Below are 22,214 nucleotides of genomic sequence, written 5' to 3' on the forward strand. Positions count from 1 at the left end.
TGGAAAAAGTGTGCATAATGTGTATAGAAATATAATATCGTGGCTCAGGGAAGAAGAATAGATATGTTGGTCGTGGTGGGATGATAAAGAAACCCAAATACATCACGTGGTGGATCTTTGCCATCATCGTTTTTTTTCTGTTTGTATTACTCCAAATTCCAGCGGCTTGGTTCATTTCAAAATTTTATAAAAACAACCAGGTCTTGCAAAATGTAAGCGGTAATATTTGGCAGGGGCAAGCAGATTGGCATAAAGGGAATCTAAGAGGGTCGTTAAGTTGGAAAACACGGCCATTGGATCTGTTTTTGCTGCGTTTAGGGGCACATGTCGAAGTTCATAATGGGCATACCCAGCTTGATGGGGTTATAGGTTATGGCTTGGGCAAGAAAGTCATGATCCAAGATTTGAATGGCCAAATTGCACATGAAACATTAAAAAATATGGTGGATTGGCAGTGGCCTACAAATGCGATTCAATTGCAGGATATCGATTTTAACTATAAAAAAGAGCAGGGTTTTTCCCAGGCAGATGGTCAATTGCAGTGGGCGGGTGGTGAGTTGATTTATAGCTATGCTCAGCGACAGGATCGAATGAATATGCCGTCATTGAAAGGAAAACTATCAGATGAAAATAACAAGCTGATGTTTGATCTTCGTGACCAGCGTGATCAAAAGCTGATTGCTTTAGAGCTGGATCCAAGTTTGATGCTTGATGTGCAATTGACACAACGTTTATTAATGAATATTGCTTCCTATAAAGGTAAAGCGGGTTTAGATACCTATGTCATTAGTTCGCGCCAACCTTTGTTTAAAGGTGGCTTCTAATGAATGAATGGATCGAAAAAATTCAACAGTTAAATTGGAAACAGGCAGATCGTGCTGCACCGATATTACTGGCACTGCTGATTTTATATTTATGCTGGAAGTTGGCGAGTATTTTTTGGTTGTTGATGGCTCCTCCTCAAGTGATACATTTAGAGCGGGTGGAATTAGGCTCACAACAACCCCAAGTCCCTAATCTATCTTCATTTGCACTGTTTCAAGAAGCTGGAAAGAGCGCTGCTGCGGACGAGAACATAAACCTTGTATTGCAGGGTGTGGTGGTGGGTTTCCCGAGTCAATTTTCTTCTGCAGTGATTAAAGTAAATGACGTGGCAGATCGCTATCGGGTGGGAGAAAGTATTGATACGACCTCTTACCAGTTGGCTGAAGTGTATTGGGATCGTGTGGTATTACGCCAAAACAATGGTACGACCCGAGAGTTACCATTTAAAAGGATTGAAAATGGACTGGATCAAACTATCGTTCAACCTGTAGTGAATGCTTCAAACTCAAATCATCAATCGAGTCAAACCAATCAAGCTGCGCCGAGTCAGGAAAATAGTGCTCTGGGGCAAGCAGTACAAAAAATACAGGAAGACCGTGAACAATATTTAAAAGATATGGGGGTTAATGCGGCAAGTGGGGGCTATGAAGTCACTTCAAGAACTCCTGCAGCATTACGCAGCAAGCTGGGTTTGCAACCGGGTGACCGGATTATGTCTTTAAATGGACAGGCTGTAGGGCAGGGACAAAGCGATGCCCAATTGCTGGAACAGGCGAGACGCGAAGGTCAGGTTAAATTGGAAATAAAGCGTGGTGATCAAGTGATGACCATACAACAGAATTTTTAAGTGATGCATTGTCACATTATAGGGTTAGGAAGCACGGAATTTTATGGCTTTATTTAATCATCATCGTTCAGTTTGGACCTTATTTGCAGCTGCACCACTTATTGCTATGGTGAACACTGCAAGCCATGCACAGACATGGAAAATCAATTTACGTGACGCTGATTTAACCGCATTTATTAATGAAGTGGCAGATATTACCGGGAAGAATTTTGCTGTAGACCCACGTGTACGTGGCAATGTGACGGTCATTTCGAATAAACCCTTAAATAAAGCTGAAGTTTACGAGTTATTTCTTGGTGTATTAAATGTGAATGGCGTGGTGGCGATTCCTTCGGGCAATACCATCAAACTGGTACCTGATAGCAATGTTAAAAGTTCCGGTATTCCTTATGATGCCAAGCAACGTGCCACGGGTGATCAGATTGTAACTCGGGTAATTTGGCTGGAAAATACCAATCCCAATGACTTGATTCCTGCGATTCGCCCTTTAATGCCGCAGTTCGCGCATTTATCAGCGGTTGCGGGGACCAATGCCCTGATTGTTTCAGACCGTGCCAATAATATTTATCAGCTTGAAACCATTATCCGTAATTTAGATGGTACTGGGCAAAACGATATCGAGACTGTGACACTGCAGTCGAGTCAAGCGGAAGAAATGATTGGTTTGCTCGAATCAATGAGTTCGACTGGAGCAGCACGAGATTTAAAAGGCTCACGGATCCGCATCATTGCCGATACACGAACCAACCGGATTGTGCTGAAAGGCGATACTGCAACGCGTAAGCGTATCCGTCAAATGATTGAAATGCTGGATGTGCCTGCTGCAGATCGTTTGGGTGGACTCAAAGTCTTTCGTTTAAAATATGCCAGTGCGAAAAGTCTGGCGGAAATTTTACAAGGCTTGGTCACCGGTCAGGCGGTTTCCAGTTCATCAAATTCGAACAGTTCATCGTCGAACGGTAATAATGCGATGAATAATCTCAGCAGTAATAACTCGAATAATTCAAGCAGTGGCTCATCAAATATTTCAACCCCAAGTATTAACTTGGGTGGTGGGTCGAGTAATAATAATCAAAATAGTATCACCAGTTTTAATGGCAATGGCATCAGTATTATTGCCGATGACAGCCAGAATGCATTGGTGGTGAAAGCTGATCCACAATTGATGCGTGAAATCGAATCCGCCATTCAGCAACTGGATATCCGTCGTCAACAGGTGCTCATTGAGGCGGCCATCATTGAGGTTGAGGGAAGTGATGCCGATCAACTTGGTGTGCAATGGGCCTTGGGTGACTTAAGCAGCGGCATTGGATTAATTAGCTTTGATAATGCAGGGGCAAGTCTAGCCAGCCTGGCAGGTGGCTATTTAACGGGTGGGTCTGCCGGTTTAGGTGCTGCAGCAGCCGGGTTAAAAGGCACTTCATTGGTTCTTGCTGATTATAAAGAAGGTAGTAATGGTTCGCGTAAACTTTATGGCGCACTGATTCAGGCACTAAACAGTAGAACCAAGTCCAATTTACTCTCCACGCCATCCATTGTGACCATGGACAATGAAGAAGCGTATATTGTGGTGGGACAGAACGTACCTTTTGTCACAGGTTCCGTTGCGACCACCACAGCCGGCATCAATCCGTATACTACGGTTGAACGTAAAGATGTTGGTGTGACTTTAAAAGTGGTGCCGCATATTGGTGAGGGTGGCTCAGTCCGTTTAGAAGTGGAGCAGGAAGTTTCTGCTGTAGCCCGTGATCGTGGTCAGGCACAGGATTTGGTCACCAGTAAACGCGCAATAAAAACCTCGATTTTGGCTGAGCATGGTCAAACCATCGTTTTAGGCGGTTTGATTTCGGATAATTCTCTTCAGGGTCGCCAGTCTGTGCCGGGTTTGGGTGCTATTCCGGGGATAGGGCGTTTGTTTAGATCTGATGTTAAATCCAATGAAAAACGCAATTTACTGGTCTTTATCCATCCCACCATTGTTGGTGATGCTAAAGATGTGAAGCGTTTGTCTCAGCAACGTTACAGTCAGTTGTATAGCTTGCAGTTGGCGATGGATCAGGATGGGACTTTCTCGAAGTTACCAGAAAATGTGGATGATATTTATCAACAACGTCTACCGGTAACGCCTTCAGCTGCAAAAGTACCGGGTTATCAAACTGTACCCTCAGGTGGGCAAAATAAGTCCAATGCCGCTACGGTTACCACCCCTGTGGCAATTGAGCCAATGGTACAAAGGCAAGTGATCCAAGTACCCAAATCTGAGGTTGAAAGAACTAAAAACACCGTAACTACGACCACGATTCGATCAGCTTCTTAACAGAGTGTGTAAAGAATTGCAGATTTGCCGTGATATGATGAGAAAAAATCGCAAAGAGAAGTGCATTTCATGACTTGGAAAATACAAGCAATTACCGGTGAATTGACGGGACAAGAAATTAGCATCGACCGTGATATGTTGGTCGGTCGTCATCAGAGCGCAGATATTGTATTGCAAGCCGGGGAAATCTCACGCAAGCATGCGGCTTTCTTGCTGAAAGAGCAGGCCTTGTGGCTGCAGGATTTAAATTCATCTAACGGCACATTCGTCAATGATTTACGGATTGAACATGAAACCTTGTTGAAACAAGGCGATATTGTTCAGTTTGCCAGTCTGAAGTTTTCGGTACTGGAACCTGCAAAAGACATTGCACGTGTCGTAATTGAATCAGCTGCAGTTGCGCTTGAACCTGTAGTGGCAGAAACAGAAGAGATTCCTGCTGTTGAGCAGCCTTCAGAAGCCGTTGCTGTTTCTGAAACTGCAGCCGCAGAAGCGGAGGAAGCATCTAAAACAGTTGCGCAACACATGAATGACCAAGGCATGCCTGAACTGAAAGAGCGTGATAGCAGTGTCAATGTGACACGTGATGGCATGCCAACCAATGTGGGTGTGCCAAAACCTGCTCCAATTCCTGAAGGTGTGGACTTAAGTGCCATTCCAGAGAAGCAAGCACCAATAGCCGTTGACGCACCGGTATCGCGTGTAGAGAAAGCCAAAGAAGAGCAAAAAAATGCATCGGTTGGCTTAATGACCATTATTGCATTGATTATCCTTGCAATCATCGCATGGTTATTCTTTAAATAAGTGTCTGCACGACCTACAATTAAGGCATGCAATCGCATGCCTTAATTATTTAGGCGAATGTCGTTGTATGAGATAAATTATGAGAGGAAGAAGATGTCTGTAGCAAAATTGGCAAGTCGTGAACTTATTTTATTTGACTTGGACGGCACCTTGGTGGATTCCGCATCTGATTTATATCGTGCCATGAATATGAGCCTGAATGTTTTGCAATTACCGGATGTGACTGAAGAACAGGTTCGGACTTGGGTAGGTAAAGGCACCTCCCTTTTTTGTCATAGCACTTTGCAGTATTTAACCGGACAGGTTGATCCGGCGCAACATCAACAATTATTAGAGACTTTTTTAAGAATTTATAATGCCGAGCCATGTGTGGATACCCAGCCTTTTAATGGGGTGGTGGATTTTCTTGAATGGGGTTTAAGTAATAATAAACAAATGATCTGTGTGACCAACAAGCCAGAACAGCCTGCGCGCATGATTGTGGAATCTTTGGGTTTAAGCAAATATTTTGTCGACGTCATTGGTGGCGATCGTTTTGAAGAACGCAAACCGCATCCACGTCAGTTACTTTATTGTGTTGATGAATATCAGCTAGCAAAAGAACAGGTATTGATGCTGGGCGATTCCAGTAATGATGTCGAAGCAGCACGACGTGCAGGAGTGGATTGTATTGTGGTGAGCTATGGCTATAATCATGGTGAAGATATTCATGATTGCCAGCCACAACAAGTGGTTGATGATTTAACAGAATTACTCGCGAAATAATTTAAAAGTAAGGATATTGGAATGAGAAATTGTATGGTTTTTCGATGGCGACACTAAGTCAGATAATACCAAAACGAACTTAAAACCCGCCCATATCGAAAACATAGAGAATCCTCATGACCACTCAAATTCAATTCGACAGCTTAAAATCTGACGGTTACAACCTTATTCCTGTTTATCGTCAGCGTTTAGCTGATACCGAAACACCACTTTCAGTGTTTGCACGTCTTAAAGACCATCAACAAGCATATTTGTTTGAATCGGTTGAAGGCGGGGAAAACTGGGCGCGTTATTCCATTATTGGCTTGGGTGAATCCACTGTTTTTTCATGCAATGAAAGTGTTTTAACTATTCAACAAGCCGATGGTTCAATTGAAACCCAAGCCTGTAGTGATCCATTTCAATATATCCGCGATTTTCAAGCCCAGTTCCATGTGCCAACGCAAAAGGACTTGCCAGCCTTGCCGAGTTTTACCGGTGGCTTGGTTGGTTACTTTGGCTATGATTCAGTTCGTTACATCGAGCCGCGTTTAACCAATGTGCCAGCAGCCGATCCAGTGGGTTTGCCGGATATCTGGATGATGTTGTCTAAAACAGTGATTGTATTTGATAACTTGAAAGACACTTTATTCTTAATTGTGCATGCTGATGTCAACGACCCAGATGCCTATGCTAAGGCACAACAACAATTAGATGACCTGGAAGCATTATTAGCCCAACCGATTAGCCTGCAAGCGAAAAAACATACGGCACCGCATTTTGAATCCCTCACAGGCAAAGAAAAGTACCTTGAGTCGATTGAAACGGTCAAAGAATACATTCGTGCAGGCGATGTGATGCAAGTGGTGCCGGGTCATCGTATGGTGTCTGATTTTGATGGTGAGCCTTTACAGGTTTATCGTGCGCTTCGTCATCTCAATCCATCGCCGTATTTGTTTTTGGTGCAAGGGCAAACCTTAGACAATAAAAAACCCTTCCATATTGTCGGTTCTTCTCCTGAAATTTTGTCACGTCTGGAAAATGGCATTGCCACGGTACGTCCACTGGCCGGTACACGCCCACGTGGCAAGACCAAAGAAGAAGATTTGGCACTTGAGCAAGACTTGCTTTCGGATGAGAAAGAGATTGCTGAACATTTAATGCTGATTGACTTGGGGCGAAATGATGTCGGACGTGTGTCAAAAATTGGCAAAGTGAAAGTTACTGATCAAATGGTGATCGAGCGTTATTCACATGTGATGCATATTGTCTCCAATGTACAGGGTGAAGTTCGCGATGATGTCGATGCCTTGGATGTTTTTAAAGCCACTTTCCCGGCAGGCACGCTTTCTGGTGCGCCGAAAATCCGTGCCATGGAGATTATTGATGAGGTTGAGCCAGTAAAACGCGGTGTTTTTGGTGGTGCTGTGGGTTATTTAGGCTGGCATGGTGAAATGGACATGTCGATTGCCATTCGTACCTGTGTGATTCGTGAAAATAAGGTCTATGTACAGGCAGGAGCGGGGCTGGTGGTAGACTCAAATCCTGAATCTGAGTGGAATGAAACCCAGATAAAAGCTCGCGCAGTGATCAAAGCGGTTGAATTATCATCAAATGGATTGATTTTATGAGTTTTTGACGGTTTTTTTGAAAAAAACACTTGCGCGGATTTCAAGTTTTGCTAAACTGCACACCGTTCCGATACGAAACGTACGAAACACTAAGAAACGCCGGCATAGCTCAGTTGGTAGAGCAACTGACTTGTAATCAGTAGGTCCACAGTTCGAATCCGTGTGCCGGCACCATCTTAGAGGTTTGAATGGTTAAGTTGAAGAGTGACACTGAAATAAGTGTATGTGGTGAGGTTCCCGAGCGGTCAAAGGGGGCGGACTGTAACTCCGCTACGAAAGTTTCGAAGGTTCGAATCCTTCCCTCACCACCAATTTAAGAAATTCGATACAGTGTGGTTGTACCAATAATGCGGGAGTAGCTCAGTTGGTAGAGCGGCAGCCTTCCAAGCTGCATGTCGCGAGTTCGACCCTCGTCTCCCGCTCCATCGAATATTTTATTGCTCTTATAGCTCAGTGGTAGAGCACTCCCTTGGTAAGGGAGAGGTCTCCAGTTCAAATCTGGATAAGAGCTCCAGATATACAGTTTAGTGACTTGGTCACAAAGTTTTTAAAAAGCAGGCTTATTAGTCTGCTTTTCAAGTATTGGGTGTTTAGTTTTTTAGGCGACCTGTCGAAGCTGAGTTGTTTAAGACCGTGTTCGACGTAAACGAGGAAGATCATCATGGCTAAGGCTAAGTTTGAACGTAATAAGCCACACGTAAACGTGGGTACAATTGGTCACGTCGACCATGGTAAAACAACTTTAACTGCTGCAATTGCAACAATTTGTGCAAAAACTTACGGCGGTGAAGCTAAAGATTACGCAGCAATTGACTCTGCACCAGAAGAAAAAGCACGTGGTATTACCATTAATACTTCACACGTAGAATACGATTCTCCAACTCGTCACTACGCGCACGTAGACTGTCCAGGTCACGCCGATTATGTTAAAAACATGATCACTGGTGCTGCTCAAATGGACGGCGCGATCCTTGTATGTGCTGCGACTGATGGTCCTATGCCACAGACTCGTGAACACATCCTTCTTTCTCGTCAGGTTGGTGTACCTTACATTCTTGTATTCCTTAACAAGTGTGACCTTGTTGATGACGAAGAATTGCTTGAATTGGTAGAAATGGAAGTTCGTGAACTTCTTTCTACTTATGACTTCCCAGGTGATGACACTCCAATCATCCGTGGTTCAGCGCTTGCTGCACTTAATGGTGACCAAGGTCAGTATGGCGAATCTGCTGTAATCGAATTGGTTGCTGCGCTTGATTCTTACATTCCTGAACCAGAACGTGCGATCGACAAAGCATTCTTGATGCCAATCGAAGACGTATTCTCAATTTCAGGTCGTGGTACTGTAGTAACAGGCCGTGTTGAAGCTGGTATCGTTAAAGTTGGCGAAGAAGTTGAAATTGTTGGTATTAAAGATACAGTTAAAACAACTGTAACTGGCGTTGAAATGTTCCGTAAATTGCTTGACGAAGGTCGTGCTGGCGAGAACTGTGGTGTTCTTCTACGTGGTACTAAACGTGAAGACGTTCAACGTGGTCAAGTACTTGCTAAACCAGGTACAATCAAGCCGCATACTAAATTCGACGCAGAAGTATACGTACTTTCTAAAGAAGAGGGTGGCCGTCATACTCCATTCCTTAACGGTTACCGTCCACAATTCTATTTCCGTACAACTGACGTAACTGGCGCAATCCAATTACAAGAAGGCGTGGAAATGGTAATGCCTGGTGACAACGTTGAAATGTCAGTAGAATTGATCCACCCAATCGCAATGGACCCAGGTCTACGTTTTGCGATCCGTGAAGGTGGTCGTACAGTTGGTGCTGGTGTTGTTGCTAAAGTAACTGCATAATACGATAAGTTGAAACTACAGGTCGGGGACTTTGGTTCCCGATTTGTATTATAGGTCAGTAGTTCAATTGGTAGAGCGTCGGTCTCCAAAACCGAATGTTGGGGGTTCGAGTCCCTCCTGGCCTGCCATTTTTTTAAAAAAAAACTTGATGCTGGTTAAATTGTCATATAATAAGTCGCGAAGCCTACGACGAGTACAAAAATGTCGAATGATAAATCGCGTGACGCATTAAGCGAAGCGCCAATTCCACAAAGAAATAATTCTGCTGAAGTTGTTAATTCTGGTTCTCCTTTAGATATAGTTCTATGGGTTATCGCATTGATTTTATTAGTCGGTGCGGCCATGGCGGGTCAGTATTTGCCAGCGTATTGGGCACCTGCGAATAATGTTGCTGTACGCGTTTGTGTGATTTTGGCTTGTATCGTAGTGGCTTTAGGTTTATTATACGCCACCCATCAAGGCAAAGGCTTTGTTCGTTTGTTGAAAGATGCGCGAATTGAGTTACGTCGTGTGACTTGGCCGACCAAGCAGGAAACAGTGACCACATCTTGGCATGTTCTTGCGGTTGTTGTAATCGCTTCCATAGTTTTATGGTGTTTTGATTACATTTTAGGCTGGTTAATGAAGTTTATTATCGGGTAAGAGAGCTATGAAACGTTGGTACATTATTCATGCCTATTCAGGTTATGAAAAACAGGTGTTACGCTCGCTTAATGATCGAATCCAGCGTAGCGCTGTAGCCGATAGCTTTGGTGAAGTCCTGGTTCCGACTGAAGAAGTCGTAGAAATGAAGGATGGCAAGAAGCGTAAATCAGAGCGTAAATTCTTTCCTGGCTATGTATTAGTTGAAATGGAAATGAATGATGATACTTGGCACATTGTTAAAGAATGTCCAAAAGTATTAGGTTTTATTGGTGGTACGGCTGAAAAACCGGCTCCAATTACGCAAAAAGAAGCTGATGCGATTCTTGCACGTGTACGCAATACTGGTGAAGCACCTCGTCCTAAGACGATGTTTGAACCAGGTGAAGAATTACTTGTTATTGATGGTCCATTCACCGACTTTAAAGGCGTGGTGGAAGAAGTTCAATACGAGAAGTCGCGTTTAACGTTGACCATTAATGTATTCAATCGACCAACTCAGGTTGAGCTCGAATTTCGCCAAGTCGAAAAAGCGAACTAATTTAAGTTGGTTGGAAAACGCCCGATTTGTTATGGATTGGGCATTGTTGTTGTAACGGTTATCGTTACTTGAAATCATTGGGGAGCCTTCATCGGCGTTTGCACCCAGAGGTAATTTGAAATGGCTAAGAAGATTGACGGCTATATCAAGCTGCAAGTTCCAGCTGGTAAAGCGAATCCATCTCCACCGATTGGTCCTGCACTAGGTCAACGTGGTGTTAACATCATGGCATTCTGTAAAGAATTCAATGCTGCTACACAAAAACTTGAAGCTGGTCTACCAATTCCTGTAGTGATTACTGTGTACAACGACAAGTCGTTCACATTCATCATGAAAACTCCACCTGCTGCTGTTCTTCTTAAGAAAGCTGCTGGTATCCAGAAGGGTTCAGCTGTACCTAACAAAACTAAAGTTGGTAAGTTGACTCGTGCTCAAATCGAAGAAATTGCGACTACTAAAGAACCAGATTTGACTGGTGCTGACTTAGACGCACGTGTACGTACCATTGCTGGTTCTGCGCGTTCTATGGGCTTGGAAGTGGAGCTTTAAGACATGGCTAAATTAACTAAACGTCAAAAAGCGATCGTAGCTGCTGTAGAAGCGCACAAAGTTTACACGCTAGAAGAAGCTGTTGCAGTTCTAGAGAGCCTTCCAGCTCCTAAATTCAAAGAATCTTTGGATGTTGCGGTAAACCTAGGTGTTGATCCTCGTAAATCTGACCAGGTTGTTCGTGGCGCGACTACGCTTCCTGCAGGTACTGGTAAAACTGTACGTGTAGCAGTATTCGCTCAAGGCGCTGCTGCTGAAGCTGCTAAAGCTGAAGGCGCAGACGTTGTAGGTTTTGACGATCTTGCTGAAAGCATCCAAGCGGGTAACCTTGACTTTGACGTAGTAATTGCTGCTCCAGATGCAATGCGCGTTGTAGGTAAACTTGGTACGATCCTTGGTCCACGTGGCTTAATGCCAAACCCTAAAGTTGGTACTGTAACTCCTGACGTAGCAACTGCAGTTAAAAATGCAAAAGCTGGTCAAGCACGTTACCGCGTAGACAAAGCGGGTATTATCCACGCTGCGATTGGTCAAGTAGGTTTCACTGCTGAAGCTGTTCGTTCAAACGTTGAAGCACTTGTTGCTGACTTGAAACGTTTAAAACCTGCTACGTCTAAAGGCGTATACATTCAAAAGATCACTTTGAGCTCAACTATGGGTCCTGGTTTGATCGTTGATGTAGCAAACGTTTCTAAATAAGTCTCGACTTATTACAGAATTTTAAAGCCCTGAGTAAAAATCAAAGCGCTGCTTTGATTTTTACGCAAGAAACGCTCCGTCGTATTTTGCAAACTTAGGCAAACTTTGAATTGATAAATATTTGTTTATCAGCGTCAAAGACCTCGGGCGAGGGGAGTTCTTCGGAACTCACTTCTTAAAAGTCCAGTCCGAGTAGACGCGGTGGTGTGATTTGTTCATCCTCCGCGTGTTAGTCCAGTGATGGATTAACGAATTGGGAGTGTGCTTCGCGTAAGCACATAAATCACCGTTAGGAGGTTTTACAATGGCTCTTCTTATCGAAGGCAAAAAACAGATCGTAGCTGAAGTAACTGAAGTTGCTTCTACTGCATTTGCTGCTGTTGTTGCTGACTACCAAGGTTTAACTGTTGAGCAATTAACTGCTCTTCGTGTTGAAGCTCGTAAACTAGGTGTTGCTACACGTGTTGTACGTAATACTCTAGCTAAACGCGCTCTTCAAGATACTCAATTCAATATCTTGAACGACAACCTTGTTGGCCCAACAATCTTAGCTTTCTCTACTTCTGAAGACGACATGGGCGCTGCTGCTCGTTTGTTCGAAGAATTTGCGAAAACTAACAAAGCATTTGAACTTAAAGCTGCTGCATTTGATGGCAAACTTTATCAAGGTGAAGAAATTAGCGTTATCGCGAATCTTCCGAACCAAGAAAAAGCGCTTACTATGCTTGCATCTGTTCTTCAAGCTCCTATTTCGAAATTGGGTCGCTTACTTACAGCGCTTCAAGAGAAAAACGAGTCAGAAGCTGCATAAGCTTAAATCTATTCACACACCATTCAATACCCATTTGGAGTTACTCTCATGGCTTTAACAAACGAAGAAATCCTAAACGCAGTTGCTGAAAAAACTGTTCTTGAACTTGTTGAACTTATTTCTGCTTTCGAAGAGAAATTCAACGTATCTGCTGCTGCTGTAGCTGTAGCTGCTGGTCCTGCTGCTGCTGCTGCTGAAGAGCAATCAGAATTCAATGTTGAATTGACTTCTTTCGGCGCGAACAAAGTTGCTGTAATTAAAGCAGTTCGTGAAGTTACTGGTCTTGGCTTGAAAGAAGCTAAAGACTTAGTTGAAGGCGCTCCACAAGTTCTTAAAGAAGGCGTTTCTAAAGAAGAAGCTGAAGAACTTAAAGCTAAGCTTGAAACTACTGGTGCTACAGTTACTGTTAAGTAATTTAGCCAGGGGTCAATTTTTAAATTGATCCCGAAATTTGGCTGATGGCTCTTGGGTCATCAGCCTTTTTGCGTTACAATAATCGGCTCGATTTTTGTTTGATTGATGTAAAAGCCGTCAATTATTATAATAAATCAATAAAATCAAATGTTTACCAATATTTATCATATTTGAAAATATTGCTAAGCGTTTTAATACCACTAAAAATTGCAGCATTTGTAAAAAGTGGTGGCCATATCGGCCTGTGTAATTCCTTCTAGGCTCGTTCTGCAGGCGGGCTTAGTTTACTTTCCGAGGACTCCAGATGGCATACTCATATACCGAAAAGAAACGGATCCGTAAGAATTTTGGTAAATTGCCTAGCGTCATGGATGCTCCGTACTTGCTTTCGATTCAAGTCGACTCGTACAGAACATTCCTACAAGATGGCAAAACTCCAAAAAACCGCGAAGATATCGGTCTCCAAGCCGCATTTCGTTCAGTTTTTCCTATTGAAAGTTATTCTGGCAATGCTGCTTTAGAATTTGTTGAGTATAGTCTTGGTAAGCCTGAGTTTGATGTGCGTGAATGTATTTTACGTGGTTCGACTTATGCAGCACCAATGCGCGTAAAAATTCGTTTGATCATCAAAGATCGCGAAACTAAATCAATTAAAGACGTACGTGAACAAGAAGTGTACATGGGTGAAATGCCGCTCATGACCGAAAATGGTACCTTTGTCATCAATGGTACTGAGCGTGTAATTGTGTCTCAATTACATCGTTCACCAGGTGTATTCTTTGACCACGATAAAGGCAAAACTCACTCTAGCGGTAAAGTTCTTTATTCAGCACGTATCATTCCTTATCGTGGTTCATGGTTAGACTTTGAATTCGATGCCAAAGACCTTGTGTTTGTACGTATTGACCGTCGTCGTAAATTGCTTGCGACTGTGGTTCTACGTGCATTAGGTTATAGCAACGAACAAGTCCTAGACATGTTCTACGAAAAAGTACCTGTGTATCTTGACATGGGTAGTTATCAAATTGACCTTGTGCCTGAACGCCTGCGCGGTGAAATGGCTCAATTCGACATTGCTGATGCTGACGGCAAAGTGATTGTTGAACAAGGTAAACGTATTAATGCACGTCATGTACGTCAAATGGAAGCATCTGGCTTAACCAAGCTTCCTGTTCCTGATGAGTACTTGTACGAACGCATCACTGCTGAAGATATCGCATTAAAAGATGGCGATGTCATTGCTGCAAACACAGTATTGAGCCATGAGATCATGGTGAAGATTGCAGAAGGTGGCGTTAAGCAGTTCAATATTCTATTCACGAATGACATCGACCGTGGTTCTTTTGTTGCGGACTCTTTACGTGCAGATACGACTTCTGGTCGTGAAGAAGCACTTGTAGAAATCTACAAAGTAATGCGTCCAGGTGAGCCACCAACAAAAGAAGCCGCTGAAAACTTATTCAACAACTTGTTCTTCTCTTCTGAACGTTATGACTTGTCTCCAGTCGGACGTATGAAGTTCAACCGTCGTTTGGGTCGTCCTTACGAAGTCGGTACTGATCAGAAGTCTCGTGAAGTTGAAGGTATTCTTTCAAACGAAGATATTACAGATGTATTAAAAACACTTGTTGAAATTCGTAACGGTAAAGGTGAAGTCGACGATATCGATCACTTGGGTAACCGTCGCGTACGTTCAGTAGGTGAAATGACAGAAAACCAATTCCGTGTTGGTTTGGTTCGTGTAGAACGTGCTGTTAAAGAGCGTTTAAGCCAGGCTGAAACAGACAATTTGTCTCCGCAAGATTTAATCAATGCGAAACCAGTTGCTGCTGCAATCAAAGAATTCTTTGGTTCAAGCCAGTTGTCTCAGTTCATGGATCAAAATAACCCATTGTCTGAAATTACACACAAACGTCGTGTATCAGCACTTGGACCCGGCGGTTTGACGCGTGAACGTGCGGGCTTTGAAGTACGTGACGTACATCAAACGCATTACGGTCGTGTATGTCCAATTGAGACTCCTGAGGGACCAAACATTGGTTTGATCAACTCGCTTTCTGTTTATGCAAAATGTAATAACTTTGGTTTCTTGGAAACACCATACCGCAAAGTTGTTGATGGTCGCGTAACAGACGAAGTTGAATACCTGTCTGCAATTGAAGAAGTAGGTACTGTGATTGCACAGGCCGATTCTGGTGTAGATAAAGACGGTAACTTGACAGAAGAATTCGTATCTGTACGTCACCAAGGTGACTTTGTACGTATGCCGCCTGAAAAAGTAACGCATATGGACGTATCTGCACAGCAGGTTGTATCTGTTGCGGCATCCCTTATTCCATTCCTTGAACACGATGACGCCAACCGTGCGTTGATGGGTTCAAACATGCAACGTCAGGCTGTTCCTACGCTGATTGCTGACAAGCCACTTGTCGGTACCGGTATGGAAGCAAACGTAGCGCATGACTCTGGTGTATGTGTTCTTGCTAAACGTGGTGGTCGTATCGAGTTTGTTGATGCGTCGCGTGTCGTTATTCGTGTCAACGAAGAAGAAATGATCGCTGGTGAAGCAGGTGTAGATATCTACAACCTGATCAAATATACACGTTCGAACCAAAACACTTGTATTAACCAAAAAGTTCTTGTGAACATTGGTGATAAAGTGGGTCGTGGCGACGTATTGGCCGATGGTCCATCGACTGACGGTGGTGAATTGGCGCTTGGTCAAAACATGCGCGTAGCGTTCATGACCTGGAACGGTTACAACTACGAAGACTCGATCTTGTTATCTGAACGTGTTCTTCAAGAAGACCGTTTGACTTCGATTCATATTCAAGAATTATCATGTGTTGCTCGTGATACCAAGTTAGGTGCAGAAGAAATTACTGCCGATATTCCTAACGTGGGTGAAGCTGCACTGTCTAAATTAGATGAATCAGGTATCGTTTATATCGGTGCTGAAGTGACTGCCGGTGACATCCTTGTTGGTAAAGTTACACCAAAAGGCGAAACCCAGTTAACACCGGAAGAAAAATTGCTTCGCGCAATCTTCGGTGAAAAAGCAGCTGATGTTAAAGACTCATCATTACGCGTGTCTTCAGGCGTTAAAGGTACAGTCATTGACGTTCAAGTGTTTACACGTGACGGTCTTGAAAAAGACGAACGTGCTCAAGCAATTGAAAAAGCGCAATTGGATGCTTACCGTAAAGACTTGAAAGAAGAGTTTAAAATCTTTGAAGAAGCAGCACGCGAACGTATTATTCGCTTGTTGAAAGGTCAAGAGTCGAATGGTGGTGGTACCACTAAACGCGGTGACAAACTTTCAGAAGATGTGTTAGCTGGTTTAGAGCTTGTTGATCTACTTGAAATTCAACCTGTTGATGAAGGCATTGCTGAACGCCTAACTCAAATTCAAGTGTTCTTGAAAGAGAAGAGCATCGAGATTGACGAGAAATTTGCAGAGAAAAAACGCAAACTTTCTACAGGTGATGAACTGACCACTGGCGTATTGAAAGTTGTTAAAGTTTACTTGGCTGTAAAACGTCGCATCCAACCGGGTGATAAAATGGCGGGTCGTCATGGTAACAAAGGTGTTGTATCAAACATCTTGCCAGTAGAAGACATGCCGCATGATGCCAACGGTGTACCTGTTGATATCGTGTTGAACCCACTGGGTGTACCTTCACGTATGAACGTGGGTCAGATTCTTGAAACTCACTTGGGTATGGCTGCAAAAGGTCTTGGCGATAAAATCGACAAGATGCTGCAAGAACAGCGTACTATTGCTGAACTGCGTATCTTCTTAGACAAGATTTATAACAAAGTTGGTGGCGAGCAAGAAGATCTTGATAGCCTGACTGATGATGAAATCTTGGCACTTTCTAAAAACTTGCGTAAAGGTATTCCTTTAGCAACGCCTGTATTTGATGGTGCTGATGAAAGCCAAATCAAAGAGTTGCTTGAACTTGCAGACATTCCACGTACAGGTCAAACCGTATTGTTTGACGGACGTACCGGTGAACGTTTTGACCGTCCTGTAACTGTAGGTTACATGTACATGTTGAAACTGAATCACTTGGTTGATGACAAGATGCATGCGCGTTCTACCGGTTCTTACTCGCTTGTTACGCAACAGCCATTGGGTGGTAAAGCTCAATTCGGTGGTCAGCGTTTCGGTGAGATGGAGGTCTGGGCACTAGAAGCATACGGCGCGGCTTATACACTGCAAGAAATGCTTACAGTGAAGTCGGATGACGTTGAAGGTCGTACCCGTATCTACAAAAACATTGTAGATGGTAACCATTATATGGATCCGGGCATGCCTGAATCGTTCAACGTATTGACCAAAGAGATCCGTTCTTTAGGTATCAACATTGAACTGAAAAATGGTGACTAATTAGTTCCATTGAATCTCCCTTGCGAAGCAGTGCTTCTCACCTCTTGATTTAAAGAGGGGCAAGGGGGATTTCTCAGTTAAAAAACAATATTTGTGACCCAGTCGAGAAAGTGAAAATCTTCCCGACACACGGAGAAAAAAATTGAAAGACTTGCTCGATATCATGCGCAAAAAGACGGATTCAGACGGTCATGCTCCTGTAGAGTTTGATCGCATCCGTATTGGTCTTGCGTCACCAGAAATGATTAAGTCATGGTCTCACGGTGAAGTTAAAAAGCCAGAAACCATTAACTATCGTACGTTCAAACCAGAACGTGATGGTTTATTCTGTGCCAAAATCTTTGGTCCAGTAAAAGATTACGAATGCTTGTGTGGTAAATACAAGCGTATGAAATACAAAGGCGTCATTTGTGAAAAATGTGGCGTTGAAGTAACAACTGCGAAAGTACGTCGTGAACGTATGGGTCATATTGACCTTGCTTCACCAGTTGCGCACATCTGGTTCTTGAAATCATTACCATCCCGTATCGGTCTTCTTTTAGACATGACTTTACGTGATATCGAACGTGTATTGTATTTCGAATCTTACGTTGTAACAGATCCAGGTATGACTCCAATGGAGAAATACCAACTTCTTAACGATGAAGAATACTTCACAGCGTTAGAAGAACACGGTGATGAATTCAGCGCGAAAATGGGTGCTGAAGCGATTCAGGATTTGTTGAAAGACATCGATCTTGAAGCTGAAATTGCGCGTCTTCGTGAAGAAATTCCACAAACAACTTCAGAAACGAAGCTTAAGAAAGCTTCTAAACGTTTGAAGTTGATGGAAGCGTTCAACGATTCGAACAACAAGCCTGAATGGATGGTGTTGACTGTACTTCCAGTACTTCCACCAGATCTTCGTCCTTTAGTTCCTCTAGAAGGCGGTCGTTTCGCGACTTCTGACTTGAATGATCTTTACCGTCGTGTGATCAACCGTAACAACCGTTTGAAACGTCTTCTTGACCTTTCAGCTCCAGACATCATCGTGCGTAACGAAAAACGTATGTTGCAAGAGTCTGTTGATGCATTGCTTGATAACGGTCGTCGTGGTCGCGCAATCACCGGTTCAAACAAACGTCCTCTTAAATCTTTGGCAGACATGATCAAAGGTAAACAAGGTCGTTTCCGTCAAAACTTATTGGGTAAACGTGTCGATTATTCAGGTCGTTCGGTTATTACAGTAGGCCCGACTTTACGTTTGCACCAATGTGGTCTTCCTAAGAAAATGGCACTTGAATTATTCAAACCATTTATCTTTGCGAAACTACAAGCCTCTGGTCAAGCGACAACCATTAAAGCTGCGAAGAAAATGGTTGAACGCGAAACGCCAGAAGTTTGGGACGTTCTTGCTCACGTGATTCGTCAACATCCAGTGATGTTGAACCGTGCGCCAACACTTCACCGTTTGGGTCTTCAAGCATTTGAACCGACCCTGATTGAAGGTAAAGCGATCCGTCTTCACCCGCTCGTATGTGCTGCGTTCAACGCCGACTTCGACGGTGACCAAATGGCGGTACACGTTCCATTAACACTCGAAGCTCAGTTAGAAGCTCGTGCGTTAATGATGTCTACAAACAACATCTTGTCTCCAGCGAACGGTGAACCAATCATCGTACCATCTCAGGACGTTGTCTTGGGCTTGTATTACATCACGCGTGATGCAATCAATGCCAAAGGTGAAGGCATGGTGTTTGCGGATACTGATGAAGTAAACCGCGCATTGGCTACCGGTCAAGTTGATCTACACGCTCGCGTGAAAGCACGTGTATACCAAACTGTGATCGATGAAGATGGTAACCGTGAACAACAAACCATTATTGTTGATACAACACCTGGTCGTTGCTTACTTTGGGAAGTTGTTCCTGAAGGGATGGACTTCCAGCAAATTAACCTTGAGATGACCAAAAAGAACATCTCGAAGTTAATCAACTCTTGCTACCGTAAATTGGGTCTGAAAGATACAGTTATCTTTGCTGACCAATTGATGTACTTGGGCTTCCGTCAAGCGACTCGCTCTGGTGTGTCGGTGGGTATGGAAGACATGTTGATCCCGCCTGCGAAATACTCAATTATTGAGAAAGCAGAAACTGAAGTTCGTGAAATTGAACAACAGTTCGAGCAAGGTTTCGTAACTGCTGGTGAACGTTATAACAAAGTAGTCGATATTTGGGCGCGTACCAATGACCAAGTCGCGAAAGCGATGATGGACAACTTGTCTTTCACCACTGTTAAAAACAAACAGGGTGAAGACGAGAAGCAAAAATCATTCAACAGTATCTACATGATGTCTGACTCTGGTGCCCGTGGTTCGGCAGCTCAGATTCGTCAGCTTGCAGGTATGCGTGGTTTGATGGCGAAACCGGATGGTTCGATCATTGAAACCCCGATTAAAGCAAACTTCCGTGAAGGTTTGACCGTACTTCAGTACTTCATTTCAACACACGGTGCGCGTAAAGGTTTGGCCGATACAGCACTTAAAACAGCGAACTCTGGTTACTTGACTCGTCGTCTGGTAGACGTAGCGCAGGATTTGGTTATTACTGAACCTGATTGCGGTACTTTAAGCGGTCTTGTAATGACTCCATTCATTCAGGGTGGTGATGTCATCGAGAACCTTGGTGCTCGAGTATTGGGTCGTGTGGTTGCTGAAGATGTGAAACGTGCTGGTTCTGACGAAGTCATTCTTCCACGTAATACGCTTATTGACGAAAAACTTGCTGCCTTCATTGAAGAAGCGGGTGTCGACGAAGTTAAAGTACGTTCAGTAGTTTCTTGTGAATCCACTTTCGGTGTATGTGCGAAATGTTATGGTCGTGACCTTGCACGTGGTCATCAGGTAAATCCTGGTGAGTCTGTAGGTGTTATGGCTGCACAATCAATTGGTGAACCGGGTACCCAGTTAACCATGCGTACATTCCACGTGGGTGGTGCTGCAAGCCGAACTTCTGCTGCAAACAGTGTTCAAGTGCGTAACAAAGGTACTGTACGTTTCCATAACGTGAAAACTGTACAACATGCCAAAGGTCACTTGGTATCGACTTCTCGTTCAGGTGAAATCGGTATTGCGGATGACTTAGGTCGTGAACGCGAACGCTACAAAATTCCATACGGTGCGTCTATCGTACTGAAAGATGGTGAAGCTGTAGCAGCTGGCGGTATCGTTGCAACTTGGGATCCGCATACGCATCCACTTGTTACCGAAGTTGCAGGTAAAGTACGTTTCAGCCAAATCGCTGATGGCGTAACTGTGACATCGAAAACTGATGATGCAACAGGTATGACCACGATCGAAATCTTGCCAGTGACTTCACGTCCTGCGTCAGGTAAAGATCTACGTCCTGCTGTTGTGCTAGATACAGTGGATGGTGGTGAACAGTTCTACTTCTTGCCACAAAACACGATTCTTTCTGTCCGTGATGGCGAAACAATCGGTGTGGGTGACGTTATTGGTCGTGTACCACAAGAAACTTCACGTACTCGTGATATTACAGGTGGTCTGCCGCGTGTAGCTGACTTGTTCGAAGCACGTAAACCGAAAGAACATGCGATCCTGGCTGAAATTTCAGGTGTTGTAAGCTTCGGTAAAGAGACCAAAGGTAAAAACCGTTTAGTGATTACTCCAGACGACGGCTCTGAAATTTATGAAGAGTTGATTCCGAAATGGCGTACCATTAACGTGTACGAAGGCGAACATGTAAACCGTGGTGAAACAGTTTCTGACGGTCCACAAAACCCGCATGACATCTTACGTCTGAAAGGTGAAGTGGCGTTGACTAACTACATCGTGAACGAAGTTCAGGACGTTTACCGTCTGCAAGGTGTAAAAATCAACGACAAACACATTGAAGTTATTGTTCGTCAAATGTTGCGTAAAGTTGAAATCACTGATGGTGGTGATACTAGCTTCATTAAAGGCGAACAAGTGGATTACATCCGCATGGTTGCTGAAAACCAAGCTGTACTTGCTCAGAACAAGTTCCCTGCGAAGTATGAACGTCAATTGATGGGTATTACTAAAGCATCGCTTTCTACTGACTCGTTCATTTCTGCTGCATCGTTCCAGGAAACAACTCGTGTGTTAACTGAAGCTGCTGTAACAGGTAAAGAAGATGATTTACGCGGTCTGAAAGAGAACGTAGTTGTGGGTCGTTTGATTCCTGCAGGTACTGGTCTTGCGTATCATTTAGAACGTCGTCGTCAAGAAGCTGAAGCTGCAGAGCATGAGCTTGTTAATGACTTCTCTGATGTAGACCAAGCTTTAAGCCAAGCATTTAACCAAGAATTTTAATTCTTAATTAAATGACTGAAAAAGGGCGCCTTCGGGCGTCTTTTTTTGTCTCAAATAAATGAAAATTAACGCTTTCCTCAAGTCCTATAATTTCCTATATTAAAAACAGAACACATAAAAACTTTCATTTTATTTAGACACTTAAAAACATAACGGGGCAAACTTATGAAACTGACACAGCACTTTTTAGCACTTTCACTTTTATCTGCTTCAGTTGCAGCCATTGCTGCACCCATGCCAAATAGTATTGTGGTAGAAGATAAAGCCGTCGTTCCGATCTTAAAGACTGAAGTGATTCGTCGAGTTGCCGGACAAGAACCGAAGCGTAGTGTCGATGCCACAATTTTTGAAGTGACCAATAAAGGGAAGGATATTGTTGCACGTGAAGTACATTTAGAAGATAAGCAAACGCAATTTTCTGAAAAAAAGCTTTCTATTCCTGTGATTCAAAAAGGCAGTGTCATTGTTCCAACATCAAAAATTGAATTGAACACGACGATCAAGCAAGAAGGCAAAGTACTTTCACAAACCAAAAAAATTGATGCTGAAGGTGTCGAGTTTAAGCAAGGACAAGAGCCTATTCATCGGACCTTAAAGCTGGATCAGGAAAAAAATCTGGACAGTAACACTAAAACGTCACATGCAGTTTTGACTGAAAATGGTGTAACCACACGCGATATTGTGGTACTGAGTGAAGATGAATAAACTTAAGTTAGAAAAACTGTGAAATGTTTCATGACTTTTACAAAATGCTGCATTTTAGCTGTAATGGGTAACATTTTCCTTTTATTACTCTCCATAAATTAAGCTTA

16 protein-coding genes and 5 tRNA genes are annotated in these 22,214 nt (G+C 43.4%); all 21 read left to right on the plus strand.

From position 1 onward, the window contains the following. The first annotated feature begins 80 nt into the window (after nucleotides 1-80). The 21 genes from gspN (at nucleotide 81) to HLH16_RS03555 (ending at nucleotide 22,107) form a co-directional block, all read left to right on the plus strand. A complete protein-coding gene (gene gspN / locus HLH16_RS03455) occupies nucleotides 81-824 on the plus strand; it encodes a type II secretion system protein N (protein ID WP_171528266.1) in 744 nt (247 codons plus the stop codon). After that, on the plus strand, nucleotides 824-1,672 hold the full coding sequence (locus HLH16_RS03460) for a type II secretion system protein N (RefSeq protein ID WP_171528267.1): 849 nt from the start codon (nucleotides 824-826) through the stop codon (nucleotides 1,670-1,672). Before gspN ends, HLH16_RS03460 begins: the two co-directional genes overlap by 1 nt. Before the next feature lie 43 nt (nucleotides 1,673-1,715). Beyond that, on the plus strand, nucleotides 1,716-3,989 hold the full coding sequence (gene gspD, locus HLH16_RS03465; protein ID WP_171528268.1) for a type II secretion system secretin GspD: 2,274 nt from the start codon (nucleotides 1,716-1,718) through the stop codon (nucleotides 3,987-3,989). Between the two features lie 69 nt (nucleotides 3,990-4,058). Continuing rightward, a complete protein-coding gene (locus HLH16_RS03470) occupies nucleotides 4,059-4,793 on the plus strand; it encodes an FHA domain-containing protein (protein ID WP_171528269.1) in 735 nt (244 codons plus the stop codon). Between the two features lie 93 nt (nucleotides 4,794-4,886). Next, the gene (locus HLH16_RS03475) at nucleotides 4,887-5,558 is read left to right on the plus strand and encodes a phosphoglycolate phosphatase (protein WP_171528270.1); all 672 of its coding nucleotides are present in this window, start codon (nucleotides 4,887-4,889) and stop codon (nucleotides 5,556-5,558) included. 116 nt (nucleotides 5,559-5,674) lie between these two features. Beyond that, on the plus strand, nucleotides 5,675-7,168 hold the full coding sequence (gene trpE, locus HLH16_RS03480) for an anthranilate synthase component I (RefSeq protein ID WP_171528271.1): 1,494 nt from the start codon (nucleotides 5,675-5,677) through the stop codon (nucleotides 7,166-7,168). Between the two features lie 98 nt (nucleotides 7,169-7,266). After that, a tRNA-Thr gene (locus HLH16_RS03485) sits at nucleotides 7,267-7,342 on the plus strand. A gap of 53 nt (nucleotides 7,343-7,395) precedes the next feature. Beyond that, nucleotides 7,396-7,479: transfer RNA gene (locus HLH16_RS03490), tRNA-Tyr, on the plus strand. Nucleotides 7,480-7,517: 38 nt separating this feature from the next. Then, nucleotides 7,518-7,593: transfer RNA gene (locus HLH16_RS03495), tRNA-Gly, on the plus strand. A gap of 14 nt (nucleotides 7,594-7,607) precedes the next feature. Next, nucleotides 7,608-7,682 (plus strand) — tRNA-Thr (locus HLH16_RS03500). 147 nt (nucleotides 7,683-7,829) lie between these two features. Then, the gene (tuf, locus tag HLH16_RS03505) at nucleotides 7,830-9,020 is read left to right on the plus strand and encodes an elongation factor Tu (RefSeq protein ID WP_131291179.1); all 1,191 of its coding nucleotides are present in this window, start codon (nucleotides 7,830-7,832) and stop codon (nucleotides 9,018-9,020) included. Between the two features lie 52 nt (nucleotides 9,021-9,072). Then, a tRNA-Trp gene (locus HLH16_RS03510) sits at nucleotides 9,073-9,148 on the plus strand. A gap of 73 nt (nucleotides 9,149-9,221) precedes the next feature. Next, nucleotides 9,222-9,662 (plus strand): preprotein translocase subunit SecE, encoded by a 441-nt coding sequence (gene secE / locus HLH16_RS03515; RefSeq protein WP_171528272.1) that lies wholly within the window; start codon nucleotides 9,222-9,224, stop codon nucleotides 9,660-9,662. A 7-nt stretch (nucleotides 9,663-9,669) separates the two neighbouring features. Further along, nucleotides 9,670-10,203, plus strand: coding sequence for a transcription termination/antitermination protein NusG (nusG, locus tag HLH16_RS03520; protein WP_067726918.1), 534 nt, complete (start codon nucleotides 9,670-9,672; stop codon nucleotides 10,201-10,203). 120 nt (nucleotides 10,204-10,323) lie between these two features. Beyond that, complete coding sequence (gene rplK, locus HLH16_RS03525) at nucleotides 10,324-10,752, plus strand: 50S ribosomal protein L11 (protein WP_131291175.1); 429 nt, start codon at nucleotides 10,324-10,326, stop codon at nucleotides 10,750-10,752. Nucleotides 10,753-10,755: 3 nt separating this feature from the next. Beyond that, the gene (gene rplA / locus HLH16_RS03530) at nucleotides 10,756-11,451 is read left to right on the plus strand and encodes a 50S ribosomal protein L1 (protein WP_131291173.1); all 696 of its coding nucleotides are present in this window, start codon (nucleotides 10,756-10,758) and stop codon (nucleotides 11,449-11,451) included. A 304-nt stretch (nucleotides 11,452-11,755) separates the two neighbouring features. Beyond that, on the plus strand, nucleotides 11,756-12,262 hold the full coding sequence (gene rplJ, locus HLH16_RS03535) for a 50S ribosomal protein L10 (RefSeq protein WP_131291171.1): 507 nt from the start codon (nucleotides 11,756-11,758) through the stop codon (nucleotides 12,260-12,262). Nucleotides 12,263-12,310: 48 nt separating this feature from the next. Then, nucleotides 12,311-12,676: a 50S ribosomal protein L7/L12 gene (gene rplL, locus HLH16_RS03540; RefSeq protein ID WP_131291169.1), complete on the plus strand. Its 366-nt coding sequence runs from the start codon at nucleotides 12,311-12,313 to the stop codon at nucleotides 12,674-12,676. A 304-nt stretch (nucleotides 12,677-12,980) separates the two neighbouring features. Next, entirely contained in the window at nucleotides 12,981-17,069 is a 4,089-nt protein-coding gene (gene rpoB, locus HLH16_RS03545; RefSeq protein ID WP_171528273.1) for a DNA-directed RNA polymerase subunit beta, read from the plus strand. Nucleotides 17,070-17,211: 142 nt separating this feature from the next. Beyond that, the gene (rpoC, locus tag HLH16_RS03550; protein WP_131291166.1) at nucleotides 17,212-21,402 is read left to right on the plus strand and encodes a DNA-directed RNA polymerase subunit beta'; all 4,191 of its coding nucleotides are present in this window, start codon (nucleotides 17,212-17,214) and stop codon (nucleotides 21,400-21,402) included. A 165-nt stretch (nucleotides 21,403-21,567) separates the two neighbouring features. Continuing rightward, nucleotides 21,568-22,107, plus strand: coding sequence for a hypothetical protein (locus tag HLH16_RS03555; RefSeq protein ID WP_171528274.1), 540 nt, complete (start codon nucleotides 21,568-21,570; stop codon nucleotides 22,105-22,107). Nucleotides 22,108-22,214: the final 107 nt, after the last annotated feature.

This window comes from Acinetobacter sp. ANC 5378, from assembly GCF_013004315.1.
GTDB lineage: Bacteria > Pseudomonadota > Gammaproteobacteria > Pseudomonadales > Moraxellaceae > Acinetobacter.

Coding starts and splice junctions, on each gene's coding strand:
- gspN (WP_171528266.1), top strand. CDS start 81: ATGATAAAGAAACCCAAATACATCACGTGGTGGATCTTTGCCATCATC.
- HLH16_RS03460 (WP_171528267.1), top strand. CDS start 824: ATGAATGAATGGATCGAAAAAATTCAACAGTTAAATTGGAAACAGGCA.
- gspD (WP_171528268.1), top strand. CDS start 1,716: ATGGCTTTATTTAATCATCATCGTTCAGTTTGGACCTTATTTGCAGCT.
- HLH16_RS03470 (WP_171528269.1), top strand. CDS start 4,059: ATGACTTGGAAAATACAAGCAATTACCGGTGAATTGACGGGACAAGAA.
- HLH16_RS03475 (WP_171528270.1), top strand. CDS start 4,887: ATGTCTGTAGCAAAATTGGCAAGTCGTGAACTTATTTTATTTGACTTG.
- trpE (WP_171528271.1), top strand. CDS start 5,675: ATGACCACTCAAATTCAATTCGACAGCTTAAAATCTGACGGTTACAAC.
- tuf (WP_131291179.1), top strand. CDS start 7,830: ATGGCTAAGGCTAAGTTTGAACGTAATAAGCCACACGTAAACGTGGGT.
- secE (WP_171528272.1), top strand. CDS start 9,222: ATGTCGAATGATAAATCGCGTGACGCATTAAGCGAAGCGCCAATTCCA.
- nusG (WP_067726918.1), top strand. CDS start 9,670: ATGAAACGTTGGTACATTATTCATGCCTATTCAGGTTATGAAAAACAG.
- rplK (WP_131291175.1), top strand. CDS start 10,324: ATGGCTAAGAAGATTGACGGCTATATCAAGCTGCAAGTTCCAGCTGGT.
- rplA (WP_131291173.1), top strand. CDS start 10,756: ATGGCTAAATTAACTAAACGTCAAAAAGCGATCGTAGCTGCTGTAGAA.
- rplJ (WP_131291171.1), top strand. CDS start 11,756: ATGGCTCTTCTTATCGAAGGCAAAAAACAGATCGTAGCTGAAGTAACT.
- rplL (WP_131291169.1), top strand. CDS start 12,311: ATGGCTTTAACAAACGAAGAAATCCTAAACGCAGTTGCTGAAAAAACT.
- rpoB (WP_171528273.1), top strand. CDS start 12,981: ATGGCATACTCATATACCGAAAAGAAACGGATCCGTAAGAATTTTGGT.
- HLH16_RS03555 (WP_171528274.1), top strand. CDS start 21,568: ATGAAACTGACACAGCACTTTTTAGCACTTTCACTTTTATCTGCTTCA.